The following is a 24431-nucleotide window of genomic DNA, read 5'->3' as shown; positions in this document are numbered from 1 at the left end:
CCGAGCAGGGGCCGGCCCGCGCTGGCGTTTCCCCAGGGCAGACGGCAGGTCGCGGAGTATGATCCGAGTATGAGCGACAACAAGGCCCGCCTCACCGTCACGGTGGACCCGCAGAACGCCGCCTACGCCAATAAGCTCTTCGAGACCGGCAAGGCGCCATCGGTTTCCGCTGTGGTCAACGATGCTCTCGCCGAACGCAGAATGCGCGAGCGTCGCGCCCGCCGCTGGTGGAACACCAAGGCCGCAGAGGCCGACCCGAACCGCGTCTCACGGATACGTGCTCACGTCGACGAGCAGCTGCGCGCCTTCGAGGAGCGCCACACCGCGTGAGCGACTACACCCCGACCCCCGTGATCATCGACACCACCGTCCTCCACGAGATCGTTCGCGGGGAAGTGGGCGTGATCAGCCTCATCCAGGGCTTCGACGCCGACGGGCAGCCGATGGTCGTGTCCGCGTTAGCCATCACGGCCGCGCTCATGGACGCGAGGAACGAAGAGGCCGCCGACGCCATGCACGGCCTGGCCGCGATGGAGAACGTCACCGTCGCCCCGCTGAAGGACGCTGAGCAGGCCGAGAACCTCGCTCTGGTGGCTGTCGTCACCGGCTTGGACGTCGTCGAGGCGCACACCGCGGCGATCGCCGACGTCTCGGTCTGCCCGATCTTGACGCTCAACGCGGCCCGGTGGGAGGAGCCGTCAGCAGCGCTGGAAGAGCGGCTGTTCACCATTGAGATCGCCGAACCGTAGTAGGAGAGCGCATGAAGAGCTACACACAGGAAGCGATCGACGCTGTGGCGCAAGCGGCCGAGCGGGAACGCGACTTCGGCGGGTGGCTGGCTAACGTACTGGCCACCGTGCAGGCCGACCATGAGGATGGGCTGACCGCTGGTCGGCCTGGCTCTTGGGAGGCGGAGCACGTTGAGCGGCTTGCCTCGGGTGGCGTAGTCCTGACCGAGCAGGACCGGGCGTAAGGCATGCGCGACCCGAGCAAGGACCCCACGATCAAGGGTGCAGCGGCTGCGTGGCACGACCTGTGCGACCACGCCGCCAACTGCGCCGACCTTGCCAGCAGTGCAGACCCTGCCAAGCTGCCCGTCACCGACGACTACGCGGGCGCGCTGGCCGAACTCGACCACGCCGCACAGACCGGGATCCTCCACCTGGTCGACGACGCCACCAAGCGCTTCTCCGCCACGTTCGACCTCACGACGGGCATGAAGAACCTCATCGCGGGCGGCGCAGGGGAGAACGAGCTCGCGCTCCTCGGCGCCGTATTGATGCTCCGTGGCTCGATGCAGAACGTCCAGGATGCGATCGACCAGCTGGAGAAGCGGTTCCCCGAGGGCTGAGGCCGGCCGGGACGCGAAGAGGGGCGGGAGCCGTACGGCTCCCGCCCCTTCTACTTGAAGCCGTACTTGAAAGGAATCCTTTCAAGTACGGCTACTCGGCTGGCGCGTCATCCTCGGTGAGATCCGTCTCCAGCTCGTTCAGGGCCTCGCGCAGCTTCGCCGCGATGTGCCGCGCCGCGTCCGGCTCCTCCTTGGCCAAATTCCTCAGCCCACGGAGGTCGTCGAACGCCGACAGCGCCCGCTGGTAGCGCACGAGGACGGCCGATGTCCCCGAGGGCGGGGGCGGCGGCGGATCGTCACTACCGCCGTTCGGATCCTCACCCTTGAGGTAGCCCTTCTTCCGGGCGATCTCCGCGAGCGCTCGCGCTGACGGGTGCCCGGAGTTCGCCGCGGCGTCCCAGACCTCTTGCACGGCTTGCGCGCCGTGCTCAAGAACGGGAACGAGGACGCGGGCCTGACCCTCGTTGATCTCACGGTCGGTGCGGTTCTCCAGTGCTTCGACAACCGGGATCGACTGGATGACCCGGGTCACCTGCGGCGGCTTCATGCCGAGCGGCTGTCGGTGACGCACGTACGAGGTGAACGAGTCGTACCCGGCCGTCTTGAACAGCTCGTGGTCGCGGATCGCCCTGAGGGCCAGGCCGACACCGAGCAGCCATTGGGTCGTGATCGTTCGGATGTGCTGCTCGCACTCCTCAAGCGTGGGCGGCTCATCGGCGTTGCCAAATTTGGCAACGACCGGCGCGGCGGCCGGCTGCACGATGGTGCCGACCACCTCGCCGTCAGCTGGTGTCGGCTCTGGCCGCTGTACCGGCACGCGGCCGACCAGCTCGTCAACGACGGACGGGCCCGCAGCGTGCGTGGAGGCGATTTTGAACCGAGGACCCTTGCCCGCCGTCATGCGGCTTTCCTCTCGGCGTCGACGAGCGCGGCCGCGAGGTACCGGAAGTCGTGGCGTACGGTCGCGTCGGGCGCATACTCGTGGAGCGGCAACCGGATGCCGTCGAGGGATGCTTCGCGGGCCTTCACGCTCTGCCGGATGCCCATGACGAGGGAATCCGGGAAGTCCGCGCACATCGCGTCGAACACGTCCCGCGTCAGGTTCGACCGCAGCACCTCCGACAGGAGGACGGCGGAGATCTTGAGGTCCGGGGCGAGCCGCTGCTTGGTCAGCCTGAGCGTCCGGTTCAGCTCGGTCAGGGCGTTCAGGTCGAAGCCCGAGACCTTGAGCGGAATGATGACGTTCGGCGTGCCGACGAGCGCCGCCACGGACAGCTGCCCGAGGGCGGGCCCGCAGTCGGTGATCTCGACGTCGAACGGCTCGGCCGTATGCTCGATGGCCCAGTCGATGACCTGCTCGGCACCGGGCGGCGGCTGGATCTCGACCTGCTTGAGGCTCGTGTACGACGGCACGACGTACAGGTTCGGCACCTGCGTCGGATACGTCACCTCGTCGGGCGAAGCCTCGCCGTTGAACAGGTGGAGCAAGTTCGCGGGCTCGCCGGCGCCCTCGCCGATCTTCGGCGCCAGCCAGTGCGTGGTCCCGCCGAGCTGGGCGTCGACGTCCCAGACGCGGACACGGAGCCCCATGAGGGCGAGTTCGCAGGCGAGGCAGACGGCGGTCGTGCTCTTGCCGCTGCCGCCCTTCTGCATGATGCAACAGAACCGGGCGGGCGTGGCGAGTGGCTTGAAGCCGGCGGGGACACGCGGCCGCAGCCACGGGGGCAGTTCGTCGCCCGTTGGCGGGGGTGCCGCGGTTGGTGTGGCGTTCAATTCGGGACCTCCTGTGGCGTTCGCGCCCGACAAAACGACACGGGCGCGTTGGACATCCTAGAAGCGAACGACACGCCGAACACGGAGAAAGGCCGCCACTGTCGCGTGTGTGGCGGCCTTTTCGCTCCCAGCCCGCCCCTACCCGCCCTCGATGCCGAGGTCGTCGAGGTAGTCCGCCACGGCGTCGTTGATGAGCTCCTTGCCGCCGACCTGCTGTTTGTCGCAGGCCGCAGCGAGCCTCATGCGCGTGTTCGGCTTGAGCCGTACGTTGCCGGTCTTCCACACCTGCTCCGTGGGCGTGCCCGGCGGTTCGGCGTTCGGATCGCGCGGCAGCTTCGTGGAGCTGCCTTCCGGCATGGTCTTCGGGATGGACAGCGCATCGCAGGCGACGTTGATGGCCTGCTCGATGAACTCCTGGAGGCCCATCCCGGTGGTTTGCAGGGCGACGGTCACCCGGTCGTCGACGTCCTCGTCCAGACGGATCGTCGTCGGAATGAGCGTGGTCCAGGTCGGCTTGCGCGTCCGGCGGGGCGAGGCTCCGCGCGCTGGTTGCGCTTCCGCTGTCGGCGGCTGTTCGGCCTCTGCTCCGGGTTCCATGAATATGGGCTGCGCGGCCGCAGGACGGCGCTGTGGCGGTCGTGGCATGTCGGCTGGGCTTCCTGTGGCGGGGTGGCGTGAGACCAACGGTACGCGGTTCTGAGAGCGCTTGTCGTCTTGTCGGTAACGGTTTGGAGTGATCCGGACATACGACGCATTCAGACGTCTCTCAAAGGTCTACAGACCTCTACAAGCGGTTATAATGACCAGAGGTCAAGCAGTGATCTTGACCGAAACGGTTCCGCCACGCTGATAGCGGCCCCGCTACCAGCAACCGAAGAAGGGCACCATGACCACAACCCCCGACCCCGAGCCGTTCGAGTACACGCGCGCCGGATCACCCGTCGCCGTGCTCCACGAGGACGGCACCGACGTCTTCGAGATCCACCCGCTGCCCGGCCGGACGCTCGACGAGAGCCTCGCGGAGATGGGCACCGAAGAGGTCCTGGCCCTCATGAACAGCCTCGCCGCCGCACTCGACGAGGAGGACTTTTGACCGCCACGACAGCCACGCGCGAGACCTTCCACTTCCTCGCGTACGGCTGGGACGTCACCGAAGCCGAGCGCATCACCGCGGGCCGACCCACCATCGACATCTCCGTCGAGCAGGCGGCCATGTGGTTCCATCTGATCCGCATCGACAAGGCCCACGCCGCCACCGTGGACCTGACAAAGCCAACCCTCATCGTCCCCGTCAAGGACGCCGGACACATCCCCATCGACGGATGGCACCGCTTCTGGAAGGCCCATGAGAAGGGCCTCGCGACGCTTCCCGCGCGGCTGCTCACCAGCGAGGAAGAGCACCAGGTCCGCCTCTACGGCGGAGACAAGGGCGACGGCTATTACCGCTGATAGCGGAACCGCGATCTGCTGCCCCGCCCACCGCGGCGGGGCAGCCCCACTCCTAAGGAGAGACGAACTGCCGATGCCGACCACCGAAGCCGCGAACCACTCGGCTCTCGCCGTCGAACCCCACGACACAGACACCGAAACGCCCTACGTGGACGCCCTGGTCGAGGAGCTGCGGACGGCGGCCGAGCACGCCCGCGCCGGCCGGGCACCGCTGACCCCCGGCCTGCGAGACCGCGCGGTGACGCTCCTCGAGGCCGCCGCCGACAAGGTCGCCGACTACGTCCACGAGGACGTCGACCAGTGCCAGGACTGCGGCCACGAGCCGGGCCTGCTCTGCGACAGCTGCGGCGAGTTCACCGACCCCGGCGACATCTGCGACTGCTACGCGCAGGTGTTCATGCTCGCCCGCACCATCAACCGCCTGTCCAGCCCGGCCAAGGAGGTCTGAGCGTGGCGTACATCCGACACCACTACTACGCCGCGAAGGTCGACGAGCTGGCGGCCGATCCGATCGTCCAGGGCATGCTCGCCGATCTCGAGGGCGTGCCCGATTACGACCTGATGCACGTCGGCACCAGGACGCCGCTCTTCGCGTTCATGACGCGCGCCAACCACGTGTACCGCGAGCGCGGCGGTCAGATCGACGCGCACATCGGCGGAGTCGCCGAAGCCCTGCTCAAGCTCCGCGCCGAGCGAACCGAGCACACCGAGCGAACCGAGCGCTGACCAAACCGCTCATCGGCCTGCCCGAGCATGTACGGCCGGGCAGGCCTTCCCCCCCTTCAAGCAGAGAAGGACCCATGCGAAGGATCGTGTTTCTCGACACGGAGACAACCCACCTCGACGAGCGGTTCGGCAACCTCTGGGAGGCCGCGCTGATCGTCCGCAACCCGGCGCTCCCGGACATGCGCGACGTCGAATCCTGGTGGCAGGTGCGGCCGGACCTGGTGACAGCCGACCCCGCCTCCGTCCAGGTCGGCAACTACTACGAGCGGTCCCGGCTCACGGGCAAGCCTGTCGGAGCGGCCGTGGAGCTGTCCTGCGTGGACGCCGACGACCCGCAGGCACCACTGGCGCACACGAACACGAGCGGCAAGCCCGCTCGCTTCGGCGACCTGCTCCTACACATGGACGCCTTCGCGGTCGCCGCGGCGCTCGCCCGCACGCTGAACGGGGCGACGATCGTCGCGAACAACCCGGCGTTCGATCGGAAGCACCTCGACGCGTTCCTCCGCTCGCACGGGCAGATCCTGACCGCGCACCACCGGATGATCGACGTGCGGGCGCTCGCGATCGGGTACGTGATCGGCCGCCTGCGCGGCCGCGCGCTCGCCGACGAGTTCGAGCCGGAAACGGCCCCGTACGTCAACGACTGGCTCGACGGCACAACCGATCATCTGGACTGGCGAGCGCTCGGCGTGCATCAGTCGATCGACGATCGGCACACCGCACTCGGCGATGCTCGCCTCGTCCGCGACGTGTACGACGCGGTGTACGGGAAGCGAGCATGAGCGACGTCACCGCCTACATCACGCGCGACGGGATCAGGGACCTCGTCGTCGACCTGCTCGGAATGACGCTCGACGACCCCGCGCACACATCGGTGGAGATCCCATCGACCACCGTGAACGGGCACTACGAGAACCCCGTCAGCGTCCAGCGTGCCTTTCGCTCGGCCGTCGACGCGAGAGCTGACGACGAGTTCGACCCGGACACCTGGCCGGAGCTGTTCGACACCGAGTACGGCGACGACGACGACTCCCTTGTGGTCTCGGCGATCGAGGACTTCGACCCGGACGAAGACCGCCGCGTCGCGCTCGAAATCATCCGGGCCCTCACCGCCCGCTTCCCCCTCACCCCGAACGAAAGGGCATCGCTGTGAGGACGACCGTCGCGGGCAAGGCCCCGCAGCTGGTGCCGACGATCCTGCCGCTCACCGACGAGCAGCGCGGCGACCTCGGCGAGACGAGAGCGACCCACGTCCTGCTCCTGCTGGACCGGGTGGAGCAGATCGAGGTCGCCGTGTTCGGTACGGCGACTGAGCTCGACACCTGGGTGCGCCGCGCCGGCCGCGCGGCCGCGGGCATGTTCAAGGACGAGAAGCGGTCCGGCCCGGTGCGTGTCCTGGCCGACGAGCTGGTCCGCGCGTACGCGGCGCCGGACGAGGACCTCGCTCTCGCGCTGGCCGACCGCCTGGTGACCGCGCTCGACATGGCGGGCCTGGCCGTGGTCGACCGGAGGAAAGACGAGAACGACAAGGCGCCCGAGGCCCCTGCTCCGCCGATGATCCACGCTGGGTTTCCCGTCCCCCGCGAACTCGTGCCGGGCCAGGTGGTCCAGCGGTGGACGGACAAGGTGCGCGGCCGTCGCGTCGCCGTCGACCTGCCGTGCTGCGAGCGCCGGGTGATCCTGCCTGCTGAGGTGCGGGGCGAGGACGAGGTGGTGTGCCCGCAGGACGGGCTCAAGTTCGCCGTACGTCTCGCTGACGACGGCGACGGAGGCTTCTGGGCCTACGTCACTGTGGTGGAGCCGGTCATCCTGGCCAAGGCCCGCCGTAGGCGATCTCCGGCGCGGTAGCATCGCCGGTACGTGATTGCACACCACGTTGAAGGAGCCCCGGCGCTGATGGCGCCGGGGCTTCTCCGTTTCTGGGGCCAAACAATCGCCGCCGCCCCGTCTGTCTGATCTCCTATACGTCTTGAAAGGTTCCCCATATGTATTACTCTGCTGTCATGACCAGACGCGGGCCCCGCGGCCCAGTGCCGCTGTACAAGAAGATCTCCGGCGATCTCAGGGAGAGCATCGAGAAGGGCGAACTCAAGCCCGGCCAGGCGCTCCCCAAAGAGCTCGAGATCTGCGAGCAGTACGACGCGTCCAGGCTGACCGTCCGCAACGCCTTGAAGATCCTCCGCGAGGAGGGGCTGATCTACACCGTGGCGGCTGTCGGATCATTCGTCGGGCCCGAGGACGCTCCGCAGATCCGCGAGCCGTACCCCTTCGAGTCGATGGCCGCGAAGATCCGCGCGGACATCATCGGCGGCAAGTACCGACCTGACGAGCCGCTCCCGGCCGAGTCGGAGATGCACGACCTATTCGGCGTGGCCAAGAAGACCGGCCGGGCCGCGTACTCGCTGCTACGGAACGAGGGGTGGGCCTACACGGTGCCGGCGATGGGGACGTTCGTGTCCCAGCCGGACCAGTGGCCGACCGAGACGTGAGCGTTCACGGCCAGCGGGCCGCCGCTGCGTACGGCCCGCTGGCCGAGGTTCAGCGCCCGGCCTTGATCCCTTCGGCGTAGGCCGCCGCCGGCGTCGTGACGCTGGGCGCCTTCCGGACGAGGAACAGGGTGACGGACATGGTGACGAGGCACACCAGTACCCCGCCTGCGAACGCGAGCGTTCGGGTCGTCGACGAGCCCGTCATGACGACATCAGTCAAGTAGGCGACTGAGCCGACGATGGCGGCTGCTGCGGGGGTGGCCATCGCGAGGCGTTTCATGGTCTCTCCAGCGGCATTAGATAAATGTCCGATCTTTCCAGGGTTGGACTCGCCGTCCGGTCCGGAGGGTGACTGGAAAGCCCAAGGGTTATCGAGACGTCATGATCTCGTAACGTTTGACACAGAGTGACCATCTCGCCCGGAATGTGGCGAATTTGTGTCATGGCGACAATATGGCGCTGAAAGTTGTTGCGATGTCCTATTGATCCCGACTTTCATGGTCAACTCAACGGCGGGCTGACAGGGGCACTGACCAGAACCGGTTTTCGGTCAGTCGTACCGCCGATTCACCCATGCACATTAGGGGTCACGCAATGCACATCCACGCACGTCCGCGCTTCCGCGCGGCTGCCGCGTCTCTCGCTTTCGCCGCTCTGCTCATCGTGGGCACGGCTGGCGCATCCATGGCCGACGTCGAGCCGACGCCCACGCCCACCGCGCCGACGCCCACGGTCACCATCGCCCCGCCCGCCGGGCCGGTCGTCAGCACGAACAGGACAACGAGCACCACCCGGACGAAGAACGCGGACGGCACGTACACGGTCACCAAGACGGTCACGACCAGCCGGACCACGACGACCGTGACCATCGAGGGCACTCCCACGGAGGACACGCAGCCGTCCACCACCCCGGAACCGGTCGTCACCACCAGCGGCGACCAGCCGGCCCCCGAGGAGACCCTGACCCCGACCGCGAGCCCGAGCGGGATCCCGGCCCAGGAGCAGATGAGCCACACCGGCGGCATGTGACATGTCCCGTGGCGATTCACTGATCAGGCTGATCAGCATCGCCGGATGGGCCGGAGCAGTGGCCATCGCCCTGCTCCTGGCCTTCGGCGGTGGCTGGGGCAACGCCTACGCCGATGCGCTGCTGCTCATGTGGGGCGCGTCTGTGCCACTCCCAGCGACGTTCTACCTGGTCAATCAGCACCGTCAGGCGGTCGCGGCCAAGCGCGCCTATGAGCTGGGTGTCGAGCACGGGCGAATGTTGTCCGCCCTGGTGCACGATGTGTCAGCGGGATCTGTAATCCTGAGCTGATCAGAGAAAGATCATCACCCGGGGAGTGACCAAGTGGGTATGCGGGCGGATGGGCGCTACCAGGTCCCTGGCCTAACCGACGAGCAGCAGCGGCTTTACCGGCACCTGCTCTTCGTAGGCTTCAAGAGCATGGACGACCTGGCGAGGCTGTTCGGCCCGCACGCCGTCGACAGCCTGGCCGCCCTGAGGTCAATGGGCCTGATCTACGGCGACCCACCGGTCACACGGCGCCCCTCCGCAGCGCTCCGGGACTCTCTGCTCGACGCGGAGATGAACCTCCGGGGCCTCCAGAGCTTCATCGAGGAGCTCGACGAGGTGTACGCCGTCGGCCACCAGGTGGTCGGCGGCATGCCCGTAGAGCTGCTGAGCACCCTTGAGGACATCAGCCGGTACTTCGAAAAGATCCACGACATGGCGTCGGACGAGATCATGCAGCTGGTCACGCACCCGTTCCTCCCGCTCTCCGACCTGGACAGCCCAGCGATGTCGGCCCCGCCGGACGACGACCACCCCGCGAAGTGCCGTGTCGTCTACGAGAAGAGGGTGTTCGACAACCCGAAGGCTCGGGCCGGCCTGGCGCACTCGGCCGACCGCGGGTGTGAGATCAGGCTGGCGGACGAGCTGCCGCACAAGCTGCTGATCGGCGACAGGATGTTGGCGCTAACGCCGAGGAACCCGCGCAACCACATCGACAGCGGCGGCATGCTGCTGGTCCACCAGGGCACCCTGATGGACTTCCTTGTCATGATCTTCGAAGCGGAATGGGAACGTGCCATTCCCCTCCAGAGCCATCCGGCGCTGTTCAGCGACGACGGCCTCGGGCTCGATGACGACGAGCGGCTGATCGTGGAGATGCTGTCGGCTGGCGCTCAGATGGAGCGCATCGCGGCGACGTTGGGGGTGCACAAGAGAACGGCTGACCGCAGGATCGACGAGCTCAAGCGGCGGGCCGGTGCGAGCACGCTGTATCAGCTGGGCATCTACGCAGCGCGTCACTGGCTGAACTGAGTACGGCCTAGCGAGGTCGGAGGATGTGCAGCTGGGCGCTGACGGCGTCGAGGAGCGCGTCGACCTGGAGCATGAGGCTCTGTTCCATCTGCGCCTTCTGCTCGGCTGAGACCCCTCGCAGTCCACGGATCTCGGCGAGCATCCCCTGGAGCTTTTGCAGCAGCACCGATGGCGTGACGTCCGCATCAAGGTGCGCCAACGCGGGGTCCGTCTTAGCGCGCTCCCGGATCAAGGCGCGGTAGAGCTCGGCCGCGCTGGGGCGGCCGGCCTGCTCGATCTCCTCGGGGCTGATGACGGGCGAGTCGGCGAGGTCGTTGATGGCGGCGACCATGAAGACGATTTCGCGGTCGTCGATGTCCCTGGTGCCGCTTTCGATGCGGCGCCAGGTCGGTTCGGAGAACTCCCCGCCGAGCGCGTTCGCGCGGCGTGCTGCTGCGCGGACGGAGACGCGGGCTTGCAGTAAGCCGGGGTTCTCTCTGCGTTCGCGTATGAGGCGAACGATGGCGGATGTGGTGTCGTTGACGTTGGCCACGACGCGTCGGTGTCCTTTCGTGGCGATTGACGTGCCATATGGGGGTGTGGCGCACACGGTATCAACAAGTGCGTCAGCGTGCGTTTAAATGATCGCTTGCGTCGTCACTCTCTGTAGTTTTCCGAGGTGACACGCTGACGCACTTGACGCGTTTGACGTTGCTTTGTGCGTCATGACGCGATAGTGTCGGTTATGTCGGTTCGCACGTCAACGGGTGAAACGCCCGGATTTACGGAGCAACCGCCACACCACCAAAACCCCCGCACGGAACGGAACGACATGCCGCTCGGCATCATCAGCTGGGAAGCCCCCAGCCCCCGACGCAAGCAGGGCGACGACCTCGCCGCACTCGCCGCCCAGCTCCGCGAGAACCCCGGCCGATGGGCGCTCATCCTCGAGCACCCCGCCGACTCCAAGGCGGGCAAGCAGGAGGTCTCTCGCCTGTTCAACGCCATCAAGCATGGCTGGAAGGGCTTCACCCGCACCAACACGGGCGGCAGCTACGACGCCGCGAGGCGGACGGTGCAGGCCGAGGACGGCACCGCGAAGCTTCGGCTCCACGCCGTCTACTACGCCGCTGATAGCGGTACCGCTAGCAGGTAACCGCCGTGACCAACGCCACAGCAACGCCTCGCAGCCCCGAAGTCGACGGGCTGCTCCGCCTCATCGCCACACACGCCAACCAGCACCTCGGCAGCTACGCCGGTGACGCAGTCAAGAGGGTCCTCGTCGAGGCCCTGGACGGCGACCACGACGAAGCCGAACGCCTGATCGCACACGCAGAGCGGATGCGCCAGGCCCCCGAGTACGGAGAGGACATCGCCCAGTGACACCACCAACCGTCGCCATCCCCACGGACGACGAGCTCACCGACTACCTCGGCGAGCTCAAGGACCGGCCCACCGCGCGGCACCCCTACAACGCGTTCGCCGAGCAGCCCCTGACCGGCGCGCCCGTCACCCGCCGGGTGCCATGGCGCGGCGGGCCGGCCCTCTCCCGCTACGACGAGTGGGTCTACGACCGGGAGCGCGAGCAGTGAGCGAGCGCGACGACCAGTACGACCCGCAGCACGCCGTCCACACCGGCAAGGGCCGCTACTACTGCGACCCGAAGACCGGCGAAATGCTGATCAGCGTCACCAACACGCTCGACCAGCACGCCATCGAGGCACTCGCCCCCGCCGCGGCGAAGGTGACCGCCGAGTGGCTGATGGACAACCTTCCAGCCGCGATCCGCGCCGCCTCTGACCCCGACGACCTGGACGAGTTCCTCAGCGAGGCCAAGGGCCAGTACCGGCAGGCGTGGGAGAAGAAGGCCGACCTCGGCTCCCGAGTCCACAACATCGCTGAGGCGATCAACCTCGGCGCCCCGTACGTGCCCGACCCCGAAGCCGAACCGTTCGTCGAGTCGTACCGGGAGTTCCTGCGCGACTTCGGCCTCGACATCAAGCGCGACCTGAAAGCCGCCGAGTGCACCGTGCTGAACCGCACGATCCCCTACGGCGGCACCAGCGACATCTGGGCCAACCTGCGCTTCCCGAGCGAGACGTCGCCGCTGATCCCGAAGTACCGGCCGCGCAAGGTCGCAGCCGACCCGCTGCCCACACCGTCCGGGCTGTGGCTCATCGACATCAAGACGTCGCTCACGAAGCCCGCGTCGGCGATCTACGACGACCACGTGATGCAGCTGGCCGCGCTCCGCCACGCCGAGGTCGCGCTGATCTGCCCTCCGGAGTGCCGGTTCGGCGAGACCGAGTTCCACGACGACAGCCACGAGTTCGCCGTCCCGGAGTTCGTCGGCACGGCGATCCTCAACCTCCGCGAGACGACGTACGGCTTCGTCCCGGTCCCCGCCGACAAGGCCGCATTCGAGGCCTTCTGCGGGCTGCTGCCCCTGGCCCACTACGTCCACGGCCTGGAGCTGCGCGGCTGCAAGCCGATCCAGCCGCCCATCGAGCCGCCCACCAAGACGAAGAAGAGGAAGGCCGCCTGATGCCCATCGACCCCTCCGTACTCCAGCGCCGTCACTGGCAGGACGGCCGCATCCGCCTCGGCATCAAGAAGCAGAACCAGAGCGGCAAGGAGTACCCCAGCAAGATCGAGACGTTCCGCTTCACCTCCCCCTCGGAGGAGATGATCCGGGGAGTCGCCGACCTGTACGGCGGACAGGCCAAGCCGTGGAGGTCCCCGGAGGGCCCGCAGTTCGAGGTCATCACCGACGCGGTCCGCATCCCCGTCGTCGTCCCCCCGAACGGGCTATCGCAGAACATGGAGCTGTGGGAGTCCAAGGTCTGCATGCGCCGCTGCACCGGCGTCGAGATGCAGCCTCCGTTCGTCGGACCCTGCCTGTGCGGGGCAGACACCCCCGTCAAGGCCCGCCCGTGCAAGCCGTACACACGGCTCGGGGTGTTCCTCAAGGAGGTGCCCAGCCTCGGCCTGTGGCGGCTCGACAGCAAGGGCAAGAACGCAGCCGAGGAACTGCCCAACGCCGCTGAGTTCCTCGCCCACGCGGGCCAGTACGTCGATGCCTGGCTGTACCTGGCCAAGCGCAACGGCACGATCATCGACGAGCGAACCCGGCAGCCCAAGCCCACCACGTACATGGTGCCGGGGCTGACCATCGAGGGCGTCGGCTTCCACGAGCTGATGTCCGGCGAAGTCGCGCGCCGCGCCGAGCTCGGCCGGACCACCACCGCCAAGGCCATCGAGGCGGCCCCGGCGACCGACTACCTGGCGATGATCGAGCGGGCCGAGAACCGCGATCAGGTCGTGGCCATCTGGCAGACCGCGAAGCTGGACCCGGCCTGGAAGCCTCGCGCCAAGGAGGTCGAGGAGGCGGCGCAGGCCCGCGTCAAGTCGTTCGGGCAGCCCCAGCCCACGAGCGAGCCCGAGCGCGAGGTCACTCACGAGGAGGAGCCTCCTGAGACGCCGCCGCCGGGCGGATACGCAGACCATTGGCCCGGGTCCGACAAGCCGGCCGAGACGCCGAGCGACCCCGAAGCTGACCGCCTGCGGCAGCAGATCATGACGGCCTGGCAGGGCACCATGACCGAGCTCCACGCGGCGTTCGCCGAGTCGTCCGGCACCACCTTGAAGAAGGCGAGCGTCGCCCAGCTCAACGCGTTCGTCACACAGGCGATCAACCCGGCGGAGCCTGCCGGGGGGCCGATCGCGGACGAGCCACGCAAGGCGTCCGAGCGTGCCGAAGCGCTCCTCCAGGCCGCCCGCCAGCAGCGAGCCGCAGCAGCCCCGGTCGATGAGGTGGTGGACGCCGACGTCATCGAGGACGAGCCCGGCGCCACCGACAAGCAGCTGCGCGACCTGAACGTGTGGTTCACCGAAGCCGGGGTCACCGACTTCACCGGGCCTGGCTCCACGGCCAAGAAGGACGAAGCCCGGTTCGCCTGGATCACCGAGCACCTCGGCGTCACGGTCACCTCGACCAGGGACCTCAGCGCCGCCAAGGCCCGCGAAGGAATCAAGCTCCTGATGGAGCAGGCCGCCGACCGCCGCAAGGACCTCACGCAGCGGATCGCGAACGTCTGGGCCGACATGGGCGGCACCAGGGAGACGCTCACCGCCAAGTTCGAGCAGGCCATGGAGGTCAAGCTCGACAAGGCCAGCAACGCGAACTTCGCGGCCTTCCTCCAGAAGCTCAACAACTCCGAGGTCAAGCCCGACGCCTGACCGGCCCCGCCCGGCGCTCACCACCGCGGTGAGCGCCGGGCTCCTCACCACCCCCCGCCACAAGGAGACCCACGCACATGAAGACCATCACCGTCGACCTCGACGACGTCACCCCCAACACGATCGAGCACCGGCCGACTCGCGAAGAGACCGTCCTGGCGATCGGCAACCGCCGCTATCCGGCCACGCTCACCGACCGCGCGTCCCTGCTCGACGCCCTCAACGTCTCCGACGCCATCGCGCACGCGAACCACGCGTGGCGGGCCAGCCTCGTCGCCGCTCTCCAGAAGCTCGACGCCGAGGACTTCGCCCGCGAGACCGCCACCACCTGACCCCGCCCCGACCTCAAACGCCACGAAAGGCTGATCAGTGAGCCGCTACCCCGCACCGAACCCGCCCGCATCCCCGCCCCACCGCTGGACAGCAGTGGGTTGGGACGCGCCCCTCGCGACCTACTTCGCGATGTGCTTCGACGAGCCGAACACCGGCAGCGACGAGGAGTACGACGTCGAGGTCTTCTGGATCGGCGCCGACCCGCAGGAGATCACCACCGTCGACGACCTGGTGACCGCCCTGCGCGAGCACCAGGTGGAGCTCCCCGCCGACCTCATCGAGAAGCTCCTCGCGGACAAGGACCTCGAGGGCGACCGCCGCGCGGGCCGGCCCGGCACCCGCATCATCGCCGCGTCTGTAGAGGCAGGTGCGTGATGAGCCGAAACAACAACACAAGCGCGGCGGCCGTCACGTCCTCCTACCCGAACATCCTGGAGATCGAAGGCGAGGTCGCCCAGTGAAGGCCCGCATCCGACAGCTCCGGGTGTGGGCCCGCCACCACCACGAAACGGTCACGGGCTGCGCGGCCCTCGTACTCCTCGTCTCGGTCTCCGTCTTCGGCGGGCTGTGGGCCTTCCTCACCGCCTCGATCGTCGGATTCCTCGGCGCGATGCTCGGCGGGACGCTCGGCTTCGAGGCCGGGCGCCGCAGCAGCCGCGCCGAGATGGCCACGCTCCGGTCGCACTACGGAGCGGCCGAGGACCTGGTCGCCAAGCTCCAGGAGGAGAACGCCTACTGGACAGGCCGAGCGACCGAATCCGAGCGTGACCTGCTGACCGTCGTCGGCGAGAAGACGCAGCTGCACGCCGAGATCGACGCGCTGAAGGCGGGCCAGCAGCAGTGACCGTCGTGCGGGACATCCTGGCGGTGATCGGTGCGCTCACCGTCACCGGCACCGCCGGGATTCTCGCCATCGCCTGGCGCTTCCGCCGCATCGAGAAGCACCGCTACCGCACCACCCGGGACTTCCGCGCGCTCCGCCCAGCGAACCAAGTCGCACAGGACTCCCGCATGTGGGCCGACTACTGGACGGACCACGAACTACCCACGACCAACCCGAAGGAGGACCGGTGACGCCCCGCGTGACCTTCGAACCCCGCGTCATGGGGATCGACCTCGCAGCAGAACAGTCCGGCGTTGCGCTGCCGGACGAGTCCACTACCGCGCTCAAGGCCAAGAAGGTGACCGGCCGGGCGCGCACGCTGGCCGACGACCAGGCCCGCATGCACTACGTCGAGACGTCGATGGACGCCCTGCTCGACAAGCACAAGCCCCACCTCGTCGTCATGGAGGACTACGCCGCACACGCGAAAGGCGGCTCGGCACACCGGCTCGCGGAGATCGGCGGCATCGTCCGCCTCGCCTGCTGGAAGGCGAATGCCCCGCTCGTGCTGGTCAACCTCTCCCACGTGAAGATGTACGCCACCGGCAACGGCGCCGCGACCAAGAGCCAGATGGCCACGTCCGCGCAGGCACGGGCCGGCCTCGTGTTCCCCACCGAGGACGAATGCGACGCCTGGTGGATGCGCGCAATGGGCTGCGACTGGCTCGGCCACCCGATCGTCACCGTGCCCAAGGCTCAGCGCGACGTCCTGACCCGGGTCAAGGCCTGGCCGGAGGTGGGCTCGTGACCAGCGACCAGCTGCGACTCCTGCGCGCCAAGCACGCCGCGAACGCTCGACGTCGACGGCGCATGAAGAGACTCGGCAAGTGGCGGCCCTACGTGAACGCCCAGCCCGTCCGCGAGCACGTCGTCCGAATCCACGACGACATGGGGTTGGCCTGGTACCGAATCGGAGTGCTCGCAGGCGTCGGGCGAGCCACGATCCGACGCCTGATCTGGGGTACCCCTTCGCGGGGCATCGCTCCGCTACGGAAGATGAGTCCCGAACTCGCGGACAAGCTGCTGAACTTCTGGCCTGACCTCGACGACCTCGACGCCACGGCGAAGGTCAGCACGGCAGGCACCATCCGGCGCGTTCAGGCACTCGCCGTCGCCGGATACTCCCGGACCTACATCGCGGACCGCCTCGGCATCCAAGCTCGGTGGTTCCAAACCGTGCTGTACCGGGACACCATGACCGCCCGCATCGCCCGCGCCGTTCGTGACCTGTACCCCGAGCTTCGCGGCCAGCAGCCGCCAAGCAGCACGAAGCCGGAACGGATCGTGATGGAGCGGACCATGCAGCGCGCTGCCCGCGAGGAGTGGGAGCCGTTCGAGGCGTGGGACGACGACACCATCGACGACCCACGGACCAAGCCATGGGAGCACATCCGTTGCCACCTGGACGAGTGCGGCCGCAGCTCCGTGAGCAGCAACCGGCTCTGTTCCTACCACGAGCGGTACTTCAAGGAGCGGGGCACCCTCGACGGCATCCGGCCCAAGCGCAACGGTGCTGCCCTCATCGAGGAGGCCACGTTCATCGTCAAGACGGACCGGCTCGTGACCCGCAACGAGGTCATCGACCGGGCCCTCGTGGCCGCTCGACTCCTCGTCACCGAAGACGCCCTCGAGCGGGCCCTGAACCGGGCGAACGTCACCCTGACGGGCCTCAAGGAATCCGCATGAAGCGGCTGCACAACGAACCGACCAACAGGAGCACCCACCAGTGAGCGACTTCACCCCCGAGCCCAGCCGACAGCGGAACCGCAAGCAGCAGGTCCGCAAGAAGGGCCACACCCCGCGCGTCGCCGTCTGGTCCCCGGACGGCACCCGCCTCATGGCGGTCCTCGAGGCCCGCAACCTCACACCCGAGGACCTCGACGCCGCATACGCCCTGGCCAGCCGCATCACCCCGGAGGTGACCCCCGATGTCTAGCGCGTCCGACGTCATCACGGAGGCCTTGGCCACCAACCCGACCACCGGAGACGCCATCCTCGACGCGCTCGGCAACGCCGGGTTCGTCGTCATGCGGTCCGAGGGCGGGCCGGCCTGGATGCCGTCGACCCCGCGCAGCCTCGCGAAGGTCCAGCGGTACGCCCAGCTGGCGCGCGAGCACAAGGACATCACCGTCGTCGCGCGGCTGATGAACGTGTCCGTACGGCACGCCGAACGGTACGCCGCGGCGGCCGCCGCGTGCGGGCTCCTCGACAAGCAGACCAGCTGACATGGCCATCTCGATGGCCGCCATCGCCTGGCAGGACGAGGCGGAGTGCAAGGGCCAGCCCCTGTACCTGTTCTACGGCCCCGGCGAGGGCGAGGACAGAGAGACCGCCAAGCAGAAGGAACGGCGGATCCAGGAGGCCAAGAGCTTCTGCGGCAGCTGCGAGGTCCGGGCGGAGTGCCTGGAGTACCAATTCCGATTCGCCGGTCAGTACGGCGTCGCAGGCGGCCTCGACGAGGACGAACGCAAGCTCTACCGCCGCCGGAAGCTCCGCAGCGACCTCAAGAAGAAGAAGGGGAAAGCATCGTGACCAGGCACCCTGACGGGTTCGAGGACGCCATGAAGGCGCTCGCGCACCGGGTCTGGAAGCGCGACCAACTGGACCCGGACGACAGGCCCAGCCCGACCGACTTCGCGTTCGAGTTCATGACCGCCATGACCCACCTCGGGTGGAAGCTCATCCCGATCACCCCGCCGCGTACGACCGGTGCCACCGGGCCGGAGGTCTACGCGCGCGGTGCGGCGATGGTTCGGCAGGCTCTGCCGATCCGCACTGCGCCCGAGGTCGACGGGGGCGGAGCCGATGCCTGACATCACCCCGCACCCGCACTACGACGATGAGGACGGCCTGGTCGTCCCGTTCGACGAGTTCGGCAACCTCCTCCGGAAGCCGTGGGTGCCCGAGGGCGAAGTGGTGTGGCGGCCGGCCGAGCCGTTCACCGCCCGCATGCACCTGGCCGAGTTCGTCCGGGGCAAGACCGCCCCCTACGTGACCTGGCTCAACGAGGACAACAAGTTCTTCCCGATGTACCTCGCCGACCTGGTCGAGACGCTGCGGACCTTCGACATCGAGCGCGGCGGCTACCTCCTCGCCGAGTGGATCCCGCACCGCCGCGGCGTCGGGTCGTACACCACGTACGGCCTGCGACTGAACCTCACCAGGGCTGAACGCCGGATGGCGCGGTTCGGCCATGTCTGAGCTCGCGTTTCCGCCGGGCGGCTGCCAGTGGTGCGGGGTCGAGCAGCGCGCCCACTTTGGGCGCTGGTCGGCGGTGGCCGGCTGGCACCGCTGGGAGGCCCCGACCGACGAGCAGCGCATGCGCCGCATGCAGGCCCGCCGCCGCAACCAACTCCTCGCGGCCCAGAACACCGAACCCCTCAAGGACGCACCCGTGAACGAAGACGACGTCAGGCCCCGCATCGACATCCACGCCGCCATCAGGGCCGGGATCAAGGGGTTCGACTTCGCGGGCTACGGCCTCGACGAGGTCGACCCGAACGACGAGAACGCCGAGTGGGTCGACGACCTGGCCCAGGCCATCATCAACGCCATCGCGGACCGGGCCGTCATGGGAGAGCCGCAGTGAAGCGGCCGCGGGCGATCGTCCACCCCTGCGCGATGCAGCCGCGCTGCCGGGCGCAGATCCCGATCGACCACCTGATGTGCCGCCGCCACTGGCACCTCGTCCCCGCCGACATCAAGAGCCGCGTCAACCTCACCTACCGCCGCCGCTCGGCCGACTGGCAGACGTACCGCGAGGCCGTCACCGACGCCAAGGCCGCCGTACGGCAGGCCCTCGGCGTCGACGGCGCCCGCCCAAGCCTCGTGATCGTCGACGAGGCCACCGATTGGAACCCCTCCGAAAGGAACGACCACTAATGCCCCTCTTGGAAGCGCCCTACGACGAGCAGGGCAACCTGCTGGACTACGCGCCGACCCGCTACCGCCTGGACGAGGAGGCGAAGCGGGTGGTGGAGGTCCCGTTCGACTGCGACTGGCGGCGCAACGTGCCGTTCGCCACGTTCATGACCCTCGACGGCATGGTGCGCGGCCGATCGGCGGCCAACTTCCGCTGGCTCGACGGAGATGGCCACCGGTTCCCCATGTTCATGAAGGACATGACGGACCTGCTGTCGGCCGCCACCATCACACGCGGCGTCGTCACGGGCCGGTGGGACATCGTCAAGCGTGGCGCGAACTACGGCGTCCGCTACCTCGGCCCGGTGTACGAGATGAGGTCGGGCGGGACGATCGCCGTGGACTTTGACGGCGTCATCCACCGCTACAGCCAGGGCTGGAAGGACGGCACGATCTACGACCCGCCGATGCCCGGCGCCATCGAGGGCCTGCGCGACCTGATGACGCGGTTCTCCGTGTTCATCCACACCAGCCGCGACGCCCACGACGTGGCCGAATGGTTGGCCTCCTACGGCCTGGAGACCTGCATCGAGGGTGACACCCCCGTGAAGTTCTGGACCGACCGCAGCCAGATCCTCGTCACCAACCGGAAGCTGCCTGCGCTGGCGTACCTGGACGACCGGGCCGCCCCGTTCACGACCTGGCCGGCGGCGCTCGCCCAGCTGCTCCCCGCCGGAGATGCAGATGTCTGACGGATGCACCGAGCTCACCTGCCCGCACCACGGCGCAGCCAACCGGGCGGCGCGCGACGCTGCGCGAGCCGCCGAGCAGCAGCGCTGCGAGTGGTTCCGCTGGGTCGACCGGCCCTTCCCCTCCTGCTACCGCTGCGGCCGCCCTGCCTGGGAGCACCTGGGCGAGGAGGTCTACGCCAGCCCGTTCGACGAGGAGCCGGGGCACCGCACCTGGAAGCCCGGCGAGGCCGACGCGATCCGCGAGAAGTGGGGACGGAGGAACGACACCGATGCGTAAGCGATCCCGTGCGCTCGTCCTCGGCGCGATCCCCGCGCTGTCGGCCATGGTCATGTCGGCCTGCTCGGTCGTCGACGAGGGCCAGGAGGTCACGGCCGACTGCGTCGACACCAGCAGCCGCGCCGATGACGGCTCCTACCGGCGGGTCGACGATCGGTACTGCGAGGGCGGAAGCCACCGCGGCTACACCTACGTGTACGGCGGCAACCTGTACGGCGGCCGCGTCCGGAGGGGCACGACGATCCAGCCGAAGGACACCGCCATCACCTCCCGCGGCGGCCGCGTCATCGTGCGCGGCGGCTTCGGTGGCCGCATCGGAGGTGGCAGCTGATGAACGACCGCCCGCTTCTGACGAAGGCCCAGCGGGGTGAGGTCGAGGGCATCCTCCTCGATATCCTCGGCCGCTACCCGATCAGCCCCGATGCTGTCTCGCACGTCATGGCGAACTTCGACGCCGAGTTGGAGAACTGGGCCGGCCCGGACTGGTTCACGCTGCTCTACACCGGGTGGAGGGGCGCCGACCGCGACCGGGTCCGCGAGGACCTGCTGATGGTCCGCAACATGGTCGGCCCGATGCGGCTGATCGTCGGGTTCGACCCGAAGAAGCGGACGCCGGCGGGCGGCGACATGCACGCCTACGACTGGGGCATGGAAGCGCCCGGCGTGATCGTCGAGACGCGCCCCGCGCCGTGGCACCTCGAGGTGTTGCGGCGCGGGTCCGCCGGACCGTACCGCAACGGGCTGATGCTCGGCCTCGCCCTCGCGCGCGGCCTGGACAACGTCGGCGTCCTCGCTCACCTGCATCCGGAGTCGCGTGGCGCGGCCGGGACCGCGGCCTACGCCGAGGACCTCGGGCTCAAGGTGTGGAAGAGGCCCGCCATATGAGCCGCACCACCGACGTCCAGAAGTTGGTCCGCAGCGAAGCCGCACGGCTGAACCTCCGCGTGGAGAAGGACGGCGACAAGTGGAAGGTCACCAACCCCGCCACTGACCTCCACGTCGACATCCCGCTCAAGGCCATCGGAGACGGCCTCCACAACTACCGCAACATGATCCGCGACCTCGCCACACCGGCCCCCGAGCCGATGGTCGCCGCCACCACCACCAAGAAAGCCCCCGAAATGCCCGATACCAGGTGGGACGTCGCAACCCTCGTCGCACGCGCACGCGAGAACGGCGTCCGCCCGTACGTGTCCGGAGGGATCCTCCACACGCCCGGCCCGGACGCCGCCCGGTCGTACGTCGACATGCTCCACCGTCGCGACGCCGAGGTCATCGCCTACCTCCTCCCCGACTCGACCCCCTCAGGAGAAACGACCGTGCCCACGATCGCCGACACCGCGCGGATCGTCCGCCCCAAGCCTCGCGACATCGCTGGTGATGCCGAAGCGCTCCATGGTCTCCTGCGCGAGCAGGCCCGCGAGCAGGGCGACGTGCAGCTGAGCAACGGCGGCGTCTGGGGCGTTCGCTGGGTCGGGTCGCTGTCGGACTTCATCGCGTCCAACCGGGAGCTCTTCGACTGGGACGAGCTGCATGAGAAGGACGTCCGGCAGTACCTCAACAGGACCGAGCACACCCGCTGCCACCGGTCGAAGGCCCGGCCGCCGGTGTGGTGGCTCGCGAACGAGTGGAACAACGGCGGGCTGACGGTCACGAAGCTGCCCGCCGCGGCGGCCGCGCCCAAGCCGACCCCGAAGCCTGCCCCGAAGCCGACAGCGCCGAGTCCTGATCCGACGCCGCCGGCGACGGGAGGTCCGGCGTTGACCGCGCTGCTCGCGGTCGAGCGGCAGATGCAGACCCTCCAGCGGGAACGGGACGAGGCCCGCGCGGATGCGGAGAAGTGGCGCCGCGAGCGCGACGACCTCCTGGAGGTGGTCGACGAGGTCACCGCGCAGCGGGACCAGGCGGTCGCCGAGCTCGCCTCGATCAACGCGGTGTTCGCTCGTCTGCCCGGAGGTGTGGCGTGATCCAGCTGACCTGCGCTGCGCACGTCCCCGTCCTCATGCCCGTCTGCCCGTCCGATGTGGTGGCCGTGCGGCGAACGGCGTGCGTGCACGAGCACTTCCAGGATGAACCGGCGTGCGCCGAGCACCTGGTGCTCCTCGAGGAGGGGAAGATGCTGTGCTCCGAGTGCCGGAGGCTCGGCCACATCTGCGAGCTGCGGGCCGTGGCCGTCGTCGAGCACCCGGCCGGAGAGCAGCGTGTTCCCGAGATCTGACCGGGGCGTCTGCAAGGGGTCGAAGGACAAGCACCCGTGCGGCGCCGAGGTGTGGTGGACGCGGACCCTCAAGGGCCGGCTCCTCCCGGTCAACCTGGTCGAGGACCCGAAGGGCAACACCGCGGTGTGGCGGGACAGCCATGGGGTGCTGAGCTCGCGGCAGGTCACCAAGGACCGACCGCTGGCGCATTGGGAGCACCTGATGATGCCGCACGTTGGAGCCATGTGCACGGGGCGGCCGCGCACGTCGCCCCGCTCGTCCCCTCCGCCTCCACCTCCTCCGCCGAGGGCTGCCCCCCCGGTTGGCGCGCTCTACAAGGTCCTCGGCGTGGCGGTCGACGCGAGCCATGCCGACATCAAGAGCGCGTACCGGCGGCTCGCCCGGCAGCTCCACCCGGACACGAGTGGGGACCCGTCGACGGTCGAGCGCTTCAAGGAGGTGTCGGTGGCGTGGGGTGTGCTGTCGATGCCTGAGAAGCGGGCGTACTACGACGCGACTGGGCGGATACCGAAATGACCTGTCCTGACCTGCTTGTCCGGCGTCGAGCCGGACCGGTTTGACCGATGTGGCGCCGCCCGCGGGACCTGTTCCGTGGGCGGCGCCGCGTACCGTGACCAGTGCGACGCCTTCCCTCATGGCCCACCGCACGACCAGAAAGACCTTGTGGATAACCGAGAAAGAGGGGCGTTTTGGCTCGCGAACATGGTCGGATCCGCCACCGGACGTGGTCCGACGACGACTTTCGGGCCCTCAAGGGCGAGGAGCAGCGTGTGTTCATGCTCGCTCTGACCCAGCCGGGCCTGTCCTACTGCGGAGTAGTGCCGTTCACGTTGCGCCGTTGGTCGCAGTTGGCCGCTGATTCGAGCGTGCCGAAGCTGCGCCGGTCGATCAACGCGTTGCAGAAGGCCCGGTATGTGGTGGTCGATGAGGACACCGAGGAGATGCTTGTCCGCTCGTTTCTGAGGCATGACGGCATCCTCGACAGTCCGAATATGGCCCGCGCGACGGTGAAGGACTTCGAGAACGTGGGGTCGAAGCTGCTCCGGACGATCATCGTTGTGGAGGTGTTTCGCCTGCTCAACGAGGAGGTGAGGATCGGTCATGAGAAGACGTGGGACGACGTCCTGGTGCCTTTCCTGACCGACATGATTCCGAGAACCTTCCCCCAAGGGTTCCCCGAAGGGTTCGACCGAAGGTTCACCGAAACCTTGTATGCAGCGTCCGGTGAAACGTTCGCCCTCGCGTGCGCGCGTGCGTCGCGCGCGGCTCCTAGTCCTTCTCCAGCTCCTAAAAGCTTGTCCACGTCCCGCGCCGCTGCCGCGCCTCCGCTCTGCCCGATCCACCAGCTGCCCGACCCCTGCCGAGGATGCGCAGCCGACCGCAAGGCCACGAAGGACCCGACGTGAACCACCAGGCCCACCGCGGCGCCGGCCACATCGTGGCGACCACCGCTCCGTACGGCCCCGGCGACCACCTCGCCCGAACCACGTACACCGTCGCCGTCGACCTACGCGAGTGGCGCGAGCACGTCTGGCGCGAGGTCATCGACGAGGAACACCACTGGACCGCCAGCGACTGGGCGAAGCTCTCCGGGATCCTCGGCCGAGCTGCCCGACGCGCACGCGCCCGACCACTCCGGCCCGCCTACCGCCAGCGCACGCGAAGGAGGCGGAGGTGACCGACGAGACCTTCGACGAGCTCCAGGCCCAGGCCAAGGCCTCGCTGTTGGCCGACCACCCGAACCCACGCGAGCCCCTGACCAGGGTAAACG

At 68.4% G+C, this 24431-nt stretch carries 46 protein-coding genes and 1 pseudogene; 42 read left to right on the top strand and 5 right to left on the bottom strand.

Annotation, left to right across the window (positions count from 1 at the left end; translation table 11 throughout):
* Positions 1-69 precede the first annotated feature (69 nt).
* From Pph01_RS38965 to Pph01_RS38950, 4 genes are read left to right on the top strand one after another with little or no spacing between them, the layout of a single operon-like run.
* Entirely contained in the window at positions 70-330 is a 261-nt protein-coding gene (locus tag Pph01_RS38965) for a hypothetical protein (protein ID WP_204078283.1), read from the top strand.
* Positions 327-749, top strand: coding sequence for a hypothetical protein (locus Pph01_RS38960; protein WP_204078282.1), 423 nt, complete (start codon positions 327-329; stop codon positions 747-749). Before Pph01_RS38965 ends, Pph01_RS38960 begins: the two co-directional genes overlap by 4 nt.
* 11 nt (positions 750-760) lie before the next feature.
* Positions 761-973, top strand: a complete 213-nt coding sequence (locus Pph01_RS38955) for a hypothetical protein (RefSeq protein WP_204078281.1) — start codon at positions 761-763, stop codon at positions 971-973.
* Between the two features lie 3 nt (positions 974-976).
* Positions 977-1351 carry a hypothetical protein gene (locus Pph01_RS38950; RefSeq protein WP_204078280.1) on the top strand — a complete coding sequence of 125 codons (375 nt, stop codon included), beginning with the start codon at positions 977-979 and terminating at the stop codon, positions 1349-1351.
* Between the two features lie 91 nt (positions 1352-1442).
* On the opposite strand, the gene Pph01_RS38945 is transcribed toward Pph01_RS38950, so the two are convergent.
* The 3 genes from Pph01_RS38945 to Pph01_RS38935 all read right to left on the bottom strand — a co-directional run bounded on the left by Pph01_RS38945 (position 1443) and on the right by Pph01_RS38935 (position 3721).
* Positions 1443-2252, bottom strand: a complete 810-nt coding sequence (locus tag Pph01_RS38945; protein ID WP_204078279.1) for a hypothetical protein — start codon at positions 2250-2252, stop codon at positions 1443-1445.
* Entirely contained in the window at positions 2249-3124 is an 876-nt protein-coding gene (locus Pph01_RS38940) for a ParA family protein (RefSeq protein ID WP_204078278.1), read from the bottom strand. Before Pph01_RS38940 ends, Pph01_RS38945 begins: the two co-directional genes overlap by 4 nt.
* 138 nt (positions 3125-3262) lie before the next feature.
* Positions 3263-3721: a hypothetical protein gene (locus Pph01_RS38935; RefSeq protein ID WP_204078277.1), complete on the bottom strand. Its 459-nt coding sequence runs from the start codon at positions 3719-3721 to the stop codon at positions 3263-3265.
* Between the two features lie 289 nt (positions 3722-4010).
* Between Pph01_RS38935 and Pph01_RS38930 the strand changes: the two genes are divergently transcribed.
* The 8 genes from Pph01_RS38930 to Pph01_RS38895 all read left to right on the top strand — a co-directional run bounded on the left by Pph01_RS38930 (position 4011) and on the right by Pph01_RS38895 (position 7791).
* Positions 4011-4217: a hypothetical protein gene (locus Pph01_RS38930; protein ID WP_204078276.1), complete on the top strand. Its 207-nt coding sequence runs from the start codon at positions 4011-4013 to the stop codon at positions 4215-4217.
* Complete coding sequence (locus tag Pph01_RS38925; protein WP_204078275.1) at positions 4214-4573, top strand: hypothetical protein; 360 nt, start codon at positions 4214-4216, stop codon at positions 4571-4573. The genes Pph01_RS38930 and Pph01_RS38925 overlap by 4 nt, the downstream gene beginning before the upstream one ends.
* Before the next feature lie 73 nt (positions 4574-4646).
* Complete coding sequence (locus tag Pph01_RS38920) at positions 4647-5021, top strand: hypothetical protein (RefSeq protein ID WP_204078274.1); 375 nt, start codon at positions 4647-4649, stop codon at positions 5019-5021.
* A 2-nt stretch (positions 5022-5023) separates the two neighbouring features.
* Positions 5024-5299, top strand: coding sequence for a hypothetical protein (locus Pph01_RS38915; RefSeq protein ID WP_204078273.1), 276 nt, complete (start codon positions 5024-5026; stop codon positions 5297-5299).
* A 74-nt stretch (positions 5300-5373) separates the two neighbouring features.
* Positions 5374-6084 (top strand): 3'-5' exonuclease family protein, encoded by a 711-nt coding sequence (locus Pph01_RS38910; protein ID WP_204078272.1) that lies wholly within the window; start codon positions 5374-5376, stop codon positions 6082-6084.
* Positions 6081-6455 (top strand): hypothetical protein, encoded by a 375-nt coding sequence (locus Pph01_RS38905; RefSeq protein WP_204078271.1) that lies wholly within the window; start codon positions 6081-6083, stop codon positions 6453-6455. Before Pph01_RS38910 ends, Pph01_RS38905 begins: the two co-directional genes overlap by 4 nt.
* On the top strand, positions 6452-7150 hold the full coding sequence (locus Pph01_RS38900) for a hypothetical protein (RefSeq protein ID WP_204078270.1): 699 nt from the start codon (positions 6452-6454) through the stop codon (positions 7148-7150). The genes Pph01_RS38905 and Pph01_RS38900 overlap by 4 nt, the downstream gene beginning before the upstream one ends.
* Before the next feature lie 155 nt (positions 7151-7305).
* Positions 7306-7791, top strand: coding sequence for a GntR family transcriptional regulator (locus tag Pph01_RS38895; protein WP_204078269.1), 486 nt, complete (start codon positions 7306-7308; stop codon positions 7789-7791).
* Positions 7792-7840: 49 nt separating this feature from the next.
* Here Pph01_RS38895 and Pph01_RS38890 read toward each other — a convergent pair whose 3' ends face one another.
* On the bottom strand, positions 7841-8071 hold the full coding sequence (locus Pph01_RS38890; RefSeq protein ID WP_204078268.1) for a hypothetical protein: 231 nt from the start codon (positions 8069-8071) through the stop codon (positions 7841-7843).
* Between the two features lie 314 nt (positions 8072-8385).
* Between Pph01_RS38890 and Pph01_RS38885 the strand changes: the two genes are divergently transcribed.
* Genes Pph01_RS38885 through Pph01_RS38875 form a run of 3 tightly spaced genes read left to right on the top strand, consistent with a single transcriptional unit; the run spans position 8386 to position 10117 of the window.
* On the top strand, positions 8386-8820 hold the full coding sequence (locus Pph01_RS38885) for a hypothetical protein (protein WP_204078267.1): 435 nt from the start codon (positions 8386-8388) through the stop codon (positions 8818-8820).
* A gap of 1 nt (position 8821) precedes the next feature.
* The gene (locus Pph01_RS38880) at positions 8822-9109 is read left to right on the top strand and encodes a hypothetical protein (protein ID WP_204078266.1); all 288 of its coding nucleotides are present in this window, start codon (positions 8822-8824) and stop codon (positions 9107-9109) included.
* A gap of 33 nt (positions 9110-9142) precedes the next feature.
* Positions 9143-10117, top strand: a complete 975-nt coding sequence (locus Pph01_RS38875; protein WP_204078265.1) for a helix-turn-helix domain-containing protein — start codon at positions 9143-9145, stop codon at positions 10115-10117.
* 7 nt (positions 10118-10124) lie between these two features.
* Here Pph01_RS38875 and Pph01_RS38870 read toward each other — a convergent pair whose 3' ends face one another.
* Complete coding sequence (locus tag Pph01_RS38870) at positions 10125-10649, bottom strand: hypothetical protein (RefSeq protein WP_204078264.1); 525 nt, start codon at positions 10647-10649, stop codon at positions 10125-10127.
* A 279-nt stretch (positions 10650-10928) separates the two neighbouring features.
* Between Pph01_RS38870 and Pph01_RS38865 the strand changes: the two genes are divergently transcribed.
* The 27 genes and pseudogenes from Pph01_RS38865 (at position 10929) to Pph01_RS38735 (ending at position 24338) form a co-directional block, all read left to right on the top strand.
* On the top strand, positions 10929-11252 hold the full coding sequence (locus Pph01_RS38865) for a hypothetical protein (RefSeq protein ID WP_204078263.1): 324 nt from the start codon (positions 10929-10931) through the stop codon (positions 11250-11252).
* Between the two features lie 5 nt (positions 11253-11257).
* A complete protein-coding gene (locus Pph01_RS38860) occupies positions 11258-11479 on the top strand; it encodes a hypothetical protein (RefSeq protein WP_204078262.1) in 222 nt (73 codons plus the stop codon).
* Positions 11476-11688 carry a hypothetical protein gene (locus tag Pph01_RS38855; RefSeq protein ID WP_204078261.1) on the top strand — a complete coding sequence of 71 codons (213 nt, stop codon included), beginning with the start codon at positions 11476-11478 and terminating at the stop codon, positions 11686-11688. The genes Pph01_RS38860 and Pph01_RS38855 overlap by 4 nt, the downstream gene beginning before the upstream one ends.
* Positions 11685-12641 (top strand): hypothetical protein, encoded by a 957-nt coding sequence (locus Pph01_RS38850; protein ID WP_204078260.1) that lies wholly within the window; start codon positions 11685-11687, stop codon positions 12639-12641. The genes Pph01_RS38855 and Pph01_RS38850 overlap by 4 nt, the downstream gene beginning before the upstream one ends.
* Positions 12641-14335: a recombination directionality factor gene (locus tag Pph01_RS38845; protein ID WP_204078259.1), complete on the top strand. Its 1695-nt coding sequence runs from the start codon at positions 12641-12643 to the stop codon at positions 14333-14335. Before Pph01_RS38850 ends, Pph01_RS38845 begins: the two co-directional genes overlap by 1 nt.
* A 77-nt stretch (positions 14336-14412) precedes the next feature.
* On the top strand, positions 14413-14667 hold the full coding sequence (locus Pph01_RS38840) for a hypothetical protein (RefSeq protein ID WP_204078258.1): 255 nt from the start codon (positions 14413-14415) through the stop codon (positions 14665-14667).
* A 94-nt stretch (positions 14668-14761) separates the two neighbouring features.
* Positions 14762-15043, top strand: a complete 282-nt coding sequence (locus Pph01_RS38835) for a hypothetical protein (protein ID WP_204078257.1) — start codon at positions 14762-14764, stop codon at positions 15041-15043.
* An 82-nt stretch (positions 15044-15125) separates the two neighbouring features.
* Positions 15126-15512 carry a hypothetical protein gene (locus Pph01_RS38830; protein WP_204078256.1) on the top strand — a complete coding sequence of 129 codons (387 nt, stop codon included), beginning with the start codon at positions 15126-15128 and terminating at the stop codon, positions 15510-15512.
* Positions 15509-15742 carry a hypothetical protein gene (locus Pph01_RS38825; RefSeq protein ID WP_204078255.1) on the top strand — a complete coding sequence of 78 codons (234 nt, stop codon included), beginning with the start codon at positions 15509-15511 and terminating at the stop codon, positions 15740-15742. Before Pph01_RS38830 ends, Pph01_RS38825 begins: the two co-directional genes overlap by 4 nt.
* On the top strand, positions 15739-16299 hold the full coding sequence (locus tag Pph01_RS38820) for a crossover junction endodeoxyribonuclease RuvC (protein WP_204078254.1): 561 nt from the start codon (positions 15739-15741) through the stop codon (positions 16297-16299). Before Pph01_RS38825 ends, Pph01_RS38820 begins: the two co-directional genes overlap by 4 nt.
* The gene (locus tag Pph01_RS38815) at positions 16296-17237 is read left to right on the top strand and encodes a hypothetical protein (RefSeq protein WP_204078253.1); all 942 of its coding nucleotides are present in this window, start codon (positions 16296-16298) and stop codon (positions 17235-17237) included. Before Pph01_RS38820 ends, Pph01_RS38815 begins: the two co-directional genes overlap by 4 nt.
* 40 nt (positions 17238-17277) lie before the next feature.
* Positions 17278-17487 (top strand): hypothetical protein, encoded by a 210-nt coding sequence (locus Pph01_RS38810; protein ID WP_204078252.1) that lies wholly within the window; start codon positions 17278-17280, stop codon positions 17485-17487.
* Positions 17480-17776: a hypothetical protein gene (locus Pph01_RS38805; protein ID WP_204078251.1), complete on the top strand. Its 297-nt coding sequence runs from the start codon at positions 17480-17482 to the stop codon at positions 17774-17776. Before Pph01_RS38810 ends, Pph01_RS38805 begins: the two co-directional genes overlap by 8 nt.
* A gap of 1 nt (position 17777) precedes the next feature.
* Complete coding sequence (locus tag Pph01_RS38800) at positions 17778-18083, top strand: WhiB family transcriptional regulator (RefSeq protein WP_204078250.1); 306 nt, start codon at positions 17778-17780, stop codon at positions 18081-18083.
* Positions 18080-18364, top strand: coding sequence for a hypothetical protein (locus Pph01_RS38795; protein ID WP_204078249.1), 285 nt, complete (start codon positions 18080-18082; stop codon positions 18362-18364). The genes Pph01_RS38800 and Pph01_RS38795 overlap by 4 nt, the downstream gene beginning before the upstream one ends.
* On the top strand, positions 18357-18752 hold the full coding sequence (locus Pph01_RS38790) for a hypothetical protein (RefSeq protein ID WP_204078248.1): 396 nt from the start codon (positions 18357-18359) through the stop codon (positions 18750-18752). The genes Pph01_RS38795 and Pph01_RS38790 overlap by 8 nt, the downstream gene beginning before the upstream one ends.
* Positions 18745-19140 (top strand): hypothetical protein, encoded by a 396-nt coding sequence (locus tag Pph01_RS38785; protein ID WP_204078247.1) that lies wholly within the window; start codon positions 18745-18747, stop codon positions 19138-19140. Before Pph01_RS38790 ends, Pph01_RS38785 begins: the two co-directional genes overlap by 8 nt.
* On the top strand, positions 19137-19433 hold the full coding sequence (locus Pph01_RS38780; protein ID WP_204078246.1) for a hypothetical protein: 297 nt from the start codon (positions 19137-19139) through the stop codon (positions 19431-19433). Before Pph01_RS38785 ends, Pph01_RS38780 begins: the two co-directional genes overlap by 4 nt.
* The gene (locus tag Pph01_RS38775) at positions 19433-20164 is read left to right on the top strand and encodes a hypothetical protein (RefSeq protein WP_204078245.1); all 732 of its coding nucleotides are present in this window, start codon (positions 19433-19435) and stop codon (positions 20162-20164) included. Before Pph01_RS38780 ends, Pph01_RS38775 begins: the two co-directional genes overlap by 1 nt.
* Positions 20157-20441 carry a hypothetical protein gene (locus tag Pph01_RS38770; RefSeq protein WP_204078244.1) on the top strand — a complete coding sequence of 95 codons (285 nt, stop codon included), beginning with the start codon at positions 20157-20159 and terminating at the stop codon, positions 20439-20441. Before Pph01_RS38775 ends, Pph01_RS38770 begins: the two co-directional genes overlap by 8 nt.
* Positions 20434-20772, top strand: a complete 339-nt coding sequence (locus tag Pph01_RS38765; RefSeq protein ID WP_204078243.1) for a hypothetical protein — start codon at positions 20434-20436, stop codon at positions 20770-20772. The genes Pph01_RS38770 and Pph01_RS38765 overlap by 8 nt, the downstream gene beginning before the upstream one ends.
* Positions 20772-21326, top strand: a complete 555-nt coding sequence (locus Pph01_RS38760; protein ID WP_204078242.1) for a hypothetical protein — start codon at positions 20772-20774, stop codon at positions 21324-21326. Before Pph01_RS38765 ends, Pph01_RS38760 begins: the two co-directional genes overlap by 1 nt.
* Positions 21323-22408 carry a hypothetical protein gene (locus tag Pph01_RS38755; RefSeq protein ID WP_204078241.1) on the top strand — a complete coding sequence of 362 codons (1086 nt, stop codon included), beginning with the start codon at positions 21323-21325 and terminating at the stop codon, positions 22406-22408. Before Pph01_RS38760 ends, Pph01_RS38755 begins: the two co-directional genes overlap by 4 nt.
* Entirely contained in the window at positions 22405-22659 is a 255-nt protein-coding gene (locus Pph01_RS38750) for a hypothetical protein (RefSeq protein ID WP_204078240.1), read from the top strand. Before Pph01_RS38755 ends, Pph01_RS38750 begins: the two co-directional genes overlap by 4 nt.
* Before the next feature lie 313 nt (positions 22660-22972).
* Positions 22973-23152 (top strand): annotated as a pseudogene (locus Pph01_RS43100) (J domain-containing protein); the annotation flags it as partial.
* 278 nt (positions 23153-23430) lie between these two features.
* Complete coding sequence (locus tag Pph01_RS38740; RefSeq protein WP_204078239.1) at positions 23431-24066, top strand: hypothetical protein; 636 nt, start codon at positions 23431-23433, stop codon at positions 24064-24066.
* A complete protein-coding gene (locus Pph01_RS38735; RefSeq protein ID WP_204078238.1) occupies positions 24063-24338 on the top strand; it encodes a hypothetical protein in 276 nt (91 codons plus the stop codon). Before Pph01_RS38740 ends, Pph01_RS38735 begins: the two co-directional genes overlap by 4 nt.
* Positions 24339-24431: the final 93 nt, after the last annotated feature.

It is taken from the genome of Planotetraspora phitsanulokensis (assembly GCF_016863295.1).
Taxonomy (GTDB): domain Bacteria; phylum Actinomycetota; class Actinomycetes; order Streptosporangiales; family Streptosporangiaceae; genus Planotetraspora; species Planotetraspora phitsanulokensis.
The sequence above is the reverse complement of the archived record's forward strand: the minus strand, read 5'-3'. Positions and strand labels throughout refer to the sequence as shown.